Annotated in this window: 1 tRNA gene; it reads right to left on the reverse strand. The window is 51.1% G+C overall.

What is annotated here, in order from left to right:
• Positions 1-56: 56 nt before the first annotated feature.
• Positions 57-132, reverse strand: a tRNA-Ala gene (locus tag KW829_RS22865).
• Between the last annotated feature and the right edge of the window lie 93 nt (positions 133-225).

Raw genomic sequence — 225 nt, forward strand, 5'->3', positions numbered from 1 at the left:
CGCAGTGCACCTTTTCAGGTTCACTCTGAAGTTTTCTTGTGTTCGCAGTAAAAGGATGGTGGAGCTATGCGGGATCGAACCGCAGACCTCCTGCGTGCAAGGCAGGCGCTCTCCCAGCTGAGCTATAACCCCATCGTATACACTAATCTCTGTACCGGTAATGCTTTCTGAGACAAGGCGTGGAATAACGAAGCATACTGAAGTATGCGAGTTGTTCCGCAACGC

Origin of the sequence: Enterobacter sp. ENT02, from assembly GCF_019219165.1 — a bacterium.
Classification (GTDB): domain Bacteria; phylum Pseudomonadota; class Gammaproteobacteria; order Enterobacterales; family Enterobacteriaceae; genus Enterobacter; species Enterobacter mori.